Annotated in this window: 1 protein-coding gene; it reads left to right on the plus strand. The window is 57.9% G+C overall.

Annotated elements, in window-relative coordinates:
• Positions 1-697 (plus strand): tail assembly protein (locus tag ACTHSL_RS12800; protein ID WP_440381676.1); only part of this gene is annotated, 697 nt, incomplete at its 5' end.
• Positions 698-847 lie beyond the last annotated feature (150 nt).

Consider the following 847-nt stretch of genomic DNA (forward strand, 5'->3'; position numbering starts at 1 on the left):
GCAAACGAGAGAGGTACACCGACAAATGGCAGCGACGCACACACTCCCTCTGGCGTCACCGGGCATGGCGCGCATCTGCCTTTACGGGGATTTACAACGATTTGGTCGCCGCATCGACCTTCGTGTGAAAACGGGGGCTGAAGCCATCCGGGCACTGGCCACACAGCTCCCGGCGTTTCGTCAGAAACTGAGCGACGGCTGGTATCAGGTACGGATTGCCGGGCGGGACGTCAGCACGTCCGGGTTAACGGCGCAGTTACATGAGACTCTGCCTGATGGCGCTGTAATTCATATTGTTCCCAGAGTCGCCGGGGCCAAGTCAGGTGGCGTATTCCAGATTGTCCTGGGGGCTGCCGCCATTGCCGGATCATTCTTTACCGCCGGAGCCACCCTTGCAGCATGGGGGGCAGCCATTGGGGCCGGTGGTATGACCGGCATCCTGTTTTCTCTCGGTGCCAGTATGGTGCTCGGTGGTGTGGCGCAGATGCTGGCACCGAAAGCCAGAACTCCCCGTATACAGACAACGGATAACGGTAAGCAGAACACCTATTTCTCCTCACTGGATAACATGGTTGCCCAGGGCAATGTTCTGCCTGTTCTGTACGGGGAAATGCGCGTGGGGTCACGCGTGGTTTCTCAGGAGATCAGCACGGCAGACGAAGGGGACGGTGGTCAGGTTGTGGTGATTGGTCGCTGATGCAAAATGTTTTATGTGAAACCGCCTGCGGGCGGTTTTGTCATTTATGGAGCGTGAGGAATGGGTACAGGAAGCAGTAAGGGGCATACCCCGCGCGAAGCGAAGGACAACCTGAAGTCCACGCAGTTGCTGAGTGTGATCGATGCCATC

The sequence above is a fragment of the Neisseria sp. P0008.S010 genome, assembly GCF_051962715.1.
Lineage (GTDB): Bacteria > Pseudomonadota > Gammaproteobacteria > Burkholderiales > Neisseriaceae > Neisseria > Neisseria elongata.